The 6,871-nt window shown below is 44.0% G+C and carries 8 protein-coding genes; 1 reads left to right on the top strand and 7 read right to left on the bottom strand.

From position 1 onward, the window contains the following. Positions 1–12: 12 nt before the first annotated feature. Entirely contained in the window at positions 13–102 is a 90-nt protein-coding gene (locus FH603_RS29260) for a hypothetical protein (RefSeq protein WP_394366387.1), read from the top strand. Here FH603_RS29260 and FH603_RS14130 read toward each other — a convergent pair. From FH603_RS14130 to dndC, 7 genes are read right to left on the bottom strand one after another with little or no spacing between them, the layout of a single operon-like run. Further along, the gene (locus FH603_RS14130) at positions 99–959 is read right to left on the bottom strand and encodes a DGQHR domain-containing protein (RefSeq protein ID WP_186738176.1); all 861 of its coding nucleotides are present in this window, start codon (positions 957–959) and stop codon (positions 99–101) included. The two genes, FH603_RS29260 and FH603_RS14130, sit on opposite strands and share 4 nt — an antisense overlap. A 5-nt stretch (positions 960–964) precedes the next feature. Continuing rightward, positions 965–1,435, bottom strand: a complete 471-nt coding sequence (locus tag FH603_RS14125) for a hypothetical protein (RefSeq protein ID WP_186738175.1) — start codon at positions 1,433–1,435, stop codon at positions 965–967. Between the two features lie 7 nt (positions 1,436–1,442). Then, positions 1,443–3,032, bottom strand: a complete 1,590-nt coding sequence (locus FH603_RS14120) for a DndE family protein (RefSeq protein ID WP_186738174.1) — start codon at positions 3,030–3,032, stop codon at positions 1,443–1,445. Next, the gene (locus tag FH603_RS14115) at positions 3,016–3,906 is read right to left on the bottom strand and encodes a hypothetical protein (RefSeq protein WP_186738173.1); all 891 of its coding nucleotides are present in this window, start codon (positions 3,904–3,906) and stop codon (positions 3,016–3,018) included. Before FH603_RS14115 ends, FH603_RS14120 begins: the two co-directional genes overlap by 17 nt. Before the next feature lie 3 nt (positions 3,907–3,909). Further along, positions 3,910–5,139 carry an AAA family ATPase gene (locus tag FH603_RS14110; RefSeq protein ID WP_186738172.1) on the bottom strand — a complete coding sequence of 410 codons (1,230 nt, stop codon included), beginning with the start codon at positions 5,137–5,139 and terminating at the stop codon, positions 3,910–3,912. Continuing rightward, positions 5,121–5,486 carry a hypothetical protein gene (locus FH603_RS14105; RefSeq protein WP_186738171.1) on the bottom strand — a complete coding sequence of 122 codons (366 nt, stop codon included), beginning with the start codon at positions 5,484–5,486 and terminating at the stop codon, positions 5,121–5,123. The genes FH603_RS14110 and FH603_RS14105 overlap by 19 nt, the downstream gene beginning before the upstream one ends. After that, the gene (gene dndC / locus FH603_RS14100) at positions 5,483–6,823 is read right to left on the bottom strand and encodes a DNA phosphorothioation system sulfurtransferase DndC (protein ID WP_186738170.1); all 1,341 of its coding nucleotides are present in this window, start codon (positions 6,821–6,823) and stop codon (positions 5,483–5,485) included. The genes FH603_RS14105 and dndC overlap by 4 nt, the downstream gene beginning before the upstream one ends. Positions 6,824–6,871: the final 48 nt, after the last annotated feature.

Below are 6,871 nucleotides of genomic sequence, written 5' to 3'. Positions count from 1 at the left end.
GCGCGTCGCACCATCTGTTTTTCCAAGTCGGTTTTAATGCACGACACGGTGATTGGGTTGCTGATTAACCATCTCTTTTTCAAGCTTAATATCCACTTTTAAGGCACGACCATCAGATCAATAATTGATTTCACCATTGTTGCTTGAGACAATGGTGGGCTTTGATTACTATCATAATCCCCACCGTACAACTTGATTCGGTTAAAGAATGGGGACTTTTCATGAGCATTTAATGCAAGCACAATTTGTAACGCCGTTTTTTGTGGAGAGTCTTTGGTCGTTAATCCAAATAAACTATAAACTAAACTTTCTGAGACCCTCTTCTGGGTCCTATTAATAGTAGAGAATATCATTGCCTGATACTCAAGCGTCTTATCTATAAAAAATGACACCACTAACTGTATACCTAATAAGTCTTTGAGTCGTTGGCTATAATATTTTAGCTTTGATTGTAAGCCAGCGCTATCAGGACTTTTTACTAAGGTTTTATTTAGAGAATTTATGTGTTCTCTAAGCCGTTCAATAGCGACTTCGATACCTCTAATTCTATGTTGACCATCAATTATGGTTATAAATACATGCCCAGTATCTGCATTATTCTTATCTTTAGCTAATTCTTTATATACACGTTCTTGTAAAAAAATTTCTATAGTCGATAAATGTTTCCGCTGTTTATCAATTACTTGATTAGGAATTGATAAAACTATATTAGTGGGAAATGTAGCTTCGGGATCTTCAATTAAAAAATCTGCTATTTTCTCTACACGAGAGCTTTCCACATCCCGCTGAATTGAGTTATTATATATGGGCTCATTCTGTTCATCATATCCAACAATTAATCTTTTTGTATACTTTGTAAACCGAAGAATTTGTTCAATAGTAAATACACTGACCACAAAATCTTGCTGATTTTGCATTACAGGTATACCTATAATCTGATTATTTACATTTAATTCCATATAACTTATTGGCTCCAACTATTTCCATGACCTACATCCCTTCCACGCATGTCATCAAAAAAAGTTTCATTAATTATATTTTCATTATCAGCATTCGCTAATATCCAAGATGACACAGAGAAGAATGTACCCAAAATAGCAGGGACGAAGGCCCAAAAAGATTTACACTCATAAGTCCACCACATTAAAAAAACAGCTAAAGCGTACAGAATAAAAGACCACATCATAATGGATTTTTTATTCTGTAGTTTTGGCGATATATTGAGATCTATAAATGAAGTTGCTATAACCGAAATAAAGAAAGTTGCTAATCCTTCAGCGACTTTGTATGAATCACTCTCACAACTATCATAGACTTCTTTCATTGTAAAGAAAACTCCTACAAAGCCTGACATCATCACAATGATTAAATATGCGACAAATGATGACGTCCATGGTTTTTTAAATCTATCTAGTATTTCATTCAAAAGGCTCATAGAGATATTACTTATTAAACCGTTCCAATTTCATCAACTCCCCTCTTTTAAATTCCTTTAAACTCGTCACGGCCTGGCCGTTTTCGATTTTCTCCATGCTGCGGGCCAATACTAAACCTTCTTTCTCGCTGTAGCCCAGGAAACGGCTCATGAGTTTCAGGTTGCGGTTCTTGATGTTGAGCAGGAAAACGTTGGCGCAGTTGGCCGAAAAATCCATGTCGGCCTGAATGAACTCTTCGATTTGCTGCGATACCAGCACCACCATCACACCCTTTGAGCGGATTTCGCGGAGCATGGTATCCAGAATGGCGCGTGACTTGGGCTCCCTGAAAATATTATGGGCCTCGTCAATCAGGAAGACGTACCGGATGGCTTGCAGGGGGTTGCCAAAATCATCTACCTCCACGGGTGCGTCGTCCATGTTCATGAACGTGTTGTGGATATAGTTAATCATCAGGAACGTAGCCGTAAACCGTACCGAGTCGTCCAGGCCGGAGCCTAAACTGATGTAATAATTCTGGTTCAGAAAGCTGTTTTTGACATCGGTGGCCGGGGCAAACATGTCCAGTTCACTAAGACTGTCCATGATTTGCGTCAACGTGCCGGGCCGCCCACCCGTAACAGTACGCAACTCGTCGTTTATGTCGGACAGCGATGGGTATTCGCCGTTCTTTTTGGCGTCGAAAGCGGCTTTCGTGGCTTCCTTTAATTGCTGCTGTTGCACCGGCCCCATGCGCGATGCATATTTCATCACAATGTCAACAAACTTGCTGATTCCCTGGATCTTGTTCTTGCTGTTCACATTGTCGATGAACGACAGGGGATTGAACGGAAACGGTGTTTGAGGTACGTCGATATACGTGGCCCTTGTGGCATCGAAGAACGGTTGCCGACGCGGCCGGTCGCCGGGCTGCATTCCTTTGAAGTCGAAATAAATGAAGTTAACGGCTCCGTTCGATACGGCCACAATCTGTTGCAGCAGGCTAAGGGCAAACTGCGTTTTACCACTTCCCGACTCACCCGCCACCGCTACGTGTGCGTTCGTGTGTAACTGCACGTCGTTCATAATCGCCGTTAGCTGCTCGCCCGACTCAATGTCGTAGCCAACCGTAACGCCCAGTCGCCCGGCAAAGTACCCTTTTTTGATGGTCTGATTGTTATTGGCAACCGATGTAAGGGGTACGTCGGCATCTTCGAGCGCTTCAATACCTTTCTCCACTTCGTCAAACAGAAAGTCGAGCCCGGTGTAGGTCTTGTTTTGCTGGAATAGCTTGTCCATCATATCAAGACCATCATCCAAGTGCATTTTGATGTACCTGGCCAGATTACCGTCTGTGCTGGAAATCCGGTAGTGCTGGCAAACGAGGGCGATATAGAGCGACCGGTTTTTGCCCAGCAAAATCTGATCGGTGTATTCCTTACCCTTACTATCCTGAAGGTCGGTTTCCAGGCTGAGCCGGTTGCCTTTGGAAAGCGAATAGGTCAAAGCCATACGGGCTACCACGTTTTCGCTCAGGCGGGTGGAGCCGCCAATTCGGTTGGTTAAGTCGGTAACACGCTGCCGGTTGGCCTCCGACGTTTTAATATTGATCTGCATTACTGGCGTAGAGTAGCGAATACGTATCTATAAGTGCCTTTGGTTCGCAGGCACGAAACTCCGAACGGTCAGGATTAAGGTTGTGGATCAGGTATGCCTTCGCCACGCGGGGCAGCAGCATTTTGTATTCCCGCTTGGTCATCTCCTTGTTGATGAGCGGGAACAGAATGACCTGATCGGCAATGTTTGGGTAAAAGAACTTGATGATATTTTCGGCGTGTTCCTCATCGAACTTCTGCATGGGCGAGTCGATAAATACAGGAAACTCGATCTGCGATTCTTCGACCAGACCACGCAGCAGCGCTGTCGCATACATCTGCTGTTCACCTTTAGAAAGCGAATCTTTCCGGATTTTCAGGCCGGCCTTATTGTACAAATCAATTTCAATGTCTTCACCGTAAATGTTCACATCGACGCGCTTGATAAAGTCTTTTTTGTGCATCAACTGATCCAGACCCTTTAATATCTGCGTTTCGAGGGATTGCTTCTTATCGGTTTTGAATCGGGCGATAAACTGCTGCAACTCAATAATCAGCTTTTCTGATTCCTCGTATTTACCCCGGTGCTCCTCCCCGATTTTAATCTTTTTCGTGATTTCACTGATCTGCTTTTCGGAATTGGCTCTCTGGTCGTCGCACCTGCCAATGGCTTTGTAGTGGTCGGCAATCTGTTCGTCTATCTTAACGATACGCAGATTCAGATCATCGCGTTTAAGCCGGTCTGCTGCCAGCACCGGATCTTCCTGATTGGAATCTGCGGCCGCCAACCGTTTTCTAACTGCTGCTAACTGGCTCTGCAACTGGGCACGGCGTTCATTAAGCCTTCGGAACGAAAGCCTGAAATCCTGTTTCAAATCTGTCAGAAAACTGTTCAACAGTTAAGTATCTGATAAGGAAAAATCATGCAGTAGCTTAAAATCTTCAGGCAAGTCAGGGGTCTCGGCAAAAAAGTGCTTCTTAATCAAAGTCTTGACCGTGTCGTGGTAGAAGCGATGCACCGATGCTGGTAAGACTTCTTTCAGGGTACGTTCGGCTGACAATAGATCGGTCAATACTAGATCGGTTCGCTGATCGACTTGTTCCTGACCTTGTTGTGCGCTTTTGTAACTGGTTTCATCTTCTACCTGCTGAGCGACTTCCAACAAGCGTCCACCCGCTATGGCAAACGGAATTTTTTCAAACGAATCCCGGAAATCGTTTTGCAATAATTCAAGTGCATCGGAAGTGTCTTTAGCCTCTTTCTTTAGCGCTTGATACCCTTCCTCCGTAACTGTATTTCCAGCTCTCACCAACTTGTCGCGAAGTTGTTCGGACTGATAAGATAACTGTGCTTTTGTCTCCTTCAAAAGAACAATTTCTTTATTAGCACTATCTACTTCTACTTCAATATTTTCAACCTCTGTTTTCAATGTATTCAGAAGTTGTTTATCCTTAGGATTGGCTGAAGATTGTTTTAAACGATCTCGTAACGTTTCAATTTCTCCCTTTATATCTTCATATTTTTTTATACCTAAAATTTCAGAGTAAGCAATACTTAATTTTTTTCGTTGTTCTAAACTAGTATTCTCCGCCAGATTAACAATTTTCTCAGCATCAAATAAGAAGAATTTTGCAATTTCGATAGGCATAATAAACTCACGGATAAACATTTCCTCACCCGCAATTTCTTTATCACGCAACTCTTCTTTTATAAGATCTGTCTCTTCTCCATCTACCAATATTTGTAGCGTATCAATACCCTTTACGGTACTGTAAGAGCGCTTTATGACAATCTCTTTAGCAGGCAATTCAGGAATCACCGTACCTGTAATTGTTATAGCCACGTGAAAAGAGGTATCCCCTTTAGCTTGCGCTTGGCGATTCAAACTGCTCTTAACATAGGAACCATATCCACCTTGCTCCTTTATCTCTTTTTCATAAATATCGTCCACATCGATCATTTGGCGTCCATATAAACACCAAACTAAAGACATAAGAAACGTGGTCTTTCCAAACCCGTTTTTACCACTAACAATGAAAATATTTTTCGATTTGTCGGGTGTAAGATCAACTATATTTAAACCCTGATAAATTCTAAAATTACAGAGTTCTATTCTACTAATAACCATTGTTTCAACTTTTCGCTTTTACGTTCAAGCATGGACTTAAAATCCAGCAAATGTTCGTCTGAAAGATTGCTTAAATCTATTTTTATTTCTTCTCCATATAGGACACTACTGATCCATTCTTGTGTCCAATCAGGATCAAGCTCATCAGGGTGAAGCTCGAAAAGGTAAGGGTTTAACTTCTTGCCTTGATACAGGAAATAACACTCGCCGTTTGGTAGTTCGATAATCGGCCTGGCAAATACATTTTTACCACTCCAAACAACAGCCAGATTAAACGGGCCGTACGGATAGATAAGAACACCAAAACCGTCGTACCGTTCGTAATATAAAATACGCCCACGGCTCATTGCGGTTCTGCTTTACGCCCTTTTTCAGCCAGAAAATTCTCTAACTGCTTTTCAATATCCTGTTGTAAGCCACGCTTATTGAGTTTCAGGGCTTTTTTCTTTTGAAGATCGAGTAATCCCTGAATCAGTTCAACGTGCTCTGGCTCATTCGTGCAGGTCTGACGGAGTAAGTCTTCTTCCCGGCGGAGTTTTTCAACGTGCTTGCTCATATCGATTTCGGTCTCATAGATGCGGTTATAAATATCAGCTACTTTAGGACTAAATACACCATCGCGGAACCAGGTTAGTTGAATGGCTACGAGTTCCTGATGGGTAATCAGCTCCATCATGTCGCCCTGCGAGTCCTGAATTTCCTTTTGGGCTTCCAGCAGCATCGTCAGAAACTCAGCCCGAATTTTGGGGGTATATGGCCCCCAGGTATTTTCGTCTTCTTCTTTGTAGGCGCTCTCGGTACGTCGACGTTTTTCGCGCGATTCCCGGTTCGAGCGCTCTACCAGAATCTTGTTGCGAAGTTCCATAAGTGGCTCCATCCAGTCGTCGCCATTGCTTATGAGTCCTTCCATACTTTTATCGCGGCTCACCACAGTACAAACCCAGCAACCAAACCGGCTATTGCCGCAGGATGGTGTTGTGTCGTCAATCACCAGCGGGCAGTCACCGGAGTTGGCGTTCCGGTAGAGCGTCACCAATTCCTTGTGCGTACCGCCCCAGGGTGGCGATACCTGCATCATGTATTGCCAGAGTTCACCGGTTTCAATATCCCGGATGGGCGCGTATACAAACGCGTTGGGTAGTATGTGTTTACGCAACCGCTGCCCTTTCAGTTCGTGCCGTTTCATGGACCGGGCGCGGCTTTGGCTTTCGTCGGAGCGCGTACCGAGCAGGATAATAGCCTCGCCCGACTCACTGATTTTCTCCTGAATAAAACGCGTGGTTGGGTTAATTTTAAGCCGTTCGGTACACCAGCGGAACGAGTTGGTAGGGGCCGGATAGCCTTTACCAATGAGGTTCACCCAGAATGTATCTTCAAGGCGGGGTGTTGTGCGGTGTACGCTGATGGGTAACCCCTGCTGCGTTGCCGATTTGCGTAACAAGGTCAGCGTCCGATTGATGAACGAGACGATTTTGGGATTCTCAACCAGCGTATCGTTACAAACCACATAGATTCGGCGATTCCGTAGCTCAGCCGGGATTTTCATCAGGGCTCGCCAAACCACCTGCAACAGCATAGTGGAATCTTTACCACCACTAAAGCCGATGATCCACGGACGTGGGTTCTCGTCATAAAGGTACTGGTCCGTAATTTCGGCTTCTATAAACGGGAGTTTGAGAGACATAACGGTGGTGAGGTTGACGAAAGTAGGACAATTAGGCGAAAAAGTAAA

The sequence above is a fragment of the Spirosoma utsteinense genome, from assembly GCF_014282275.1.
Taxonomy (GTDB): Bacteria; Bacteroidota; Bacteroidia; order Cytophagales; family Spirosomataceae; genus Spirosoma; species Spirosoma utsteinense.
Note: the sequence above shows the minus strand (reverse complement) of the source record. Positions and strands in the feature narration are given on the sequence as shown.

What these genes read in the sequence shown, in the direction of transcription:
- FH603_RS14130 (WP_186738176.1), bottom strand. Translation starts at nt 959, where the DNA reads ATGGAATTAAATGTAAATAATCAGATTATAGGTATACCTGTAATGCAA.
- FH603_RS14125 (WP_186738175.1), bottom strand. Translation starts at nt 1,435, where the DNA reads ATGAGCCTTTTGAATGAAATACTAGATAGATTTAAAAAACCATGGACG.
- FH603_RS14120 (WP_186738174.1), bottom strand. Translation starts at nt 3,032, where the DNA reads ATGCAGATCAATATTAAAACGTCGGAGGCCAACCGGCAGCGTGTTACC.
- FH603_RS14110 (WP_186738172.1), bottom strand. Translation starts at nt 5,139, where the DNA reads ATGGTTATTAGTAGAATAGAACTCTGTAATTTTAGAATTTATCAGGGT.
- FH603_RS14105 (WP_186738171.1), bottom strand. Translation starts at nt 5,486, where the DNA reads ATGAGCCGTGGGCGTATTTTATATTACGAACGGTACGACGGTTTTGGT.
- dndC (WP_186738170.1), bottom strand. Translation starts at nt 6,823, where the DNA reads ATGTCTCTCAAACTCCCGTTTATAGAAGCCGAAATTACGGACCAGTAC.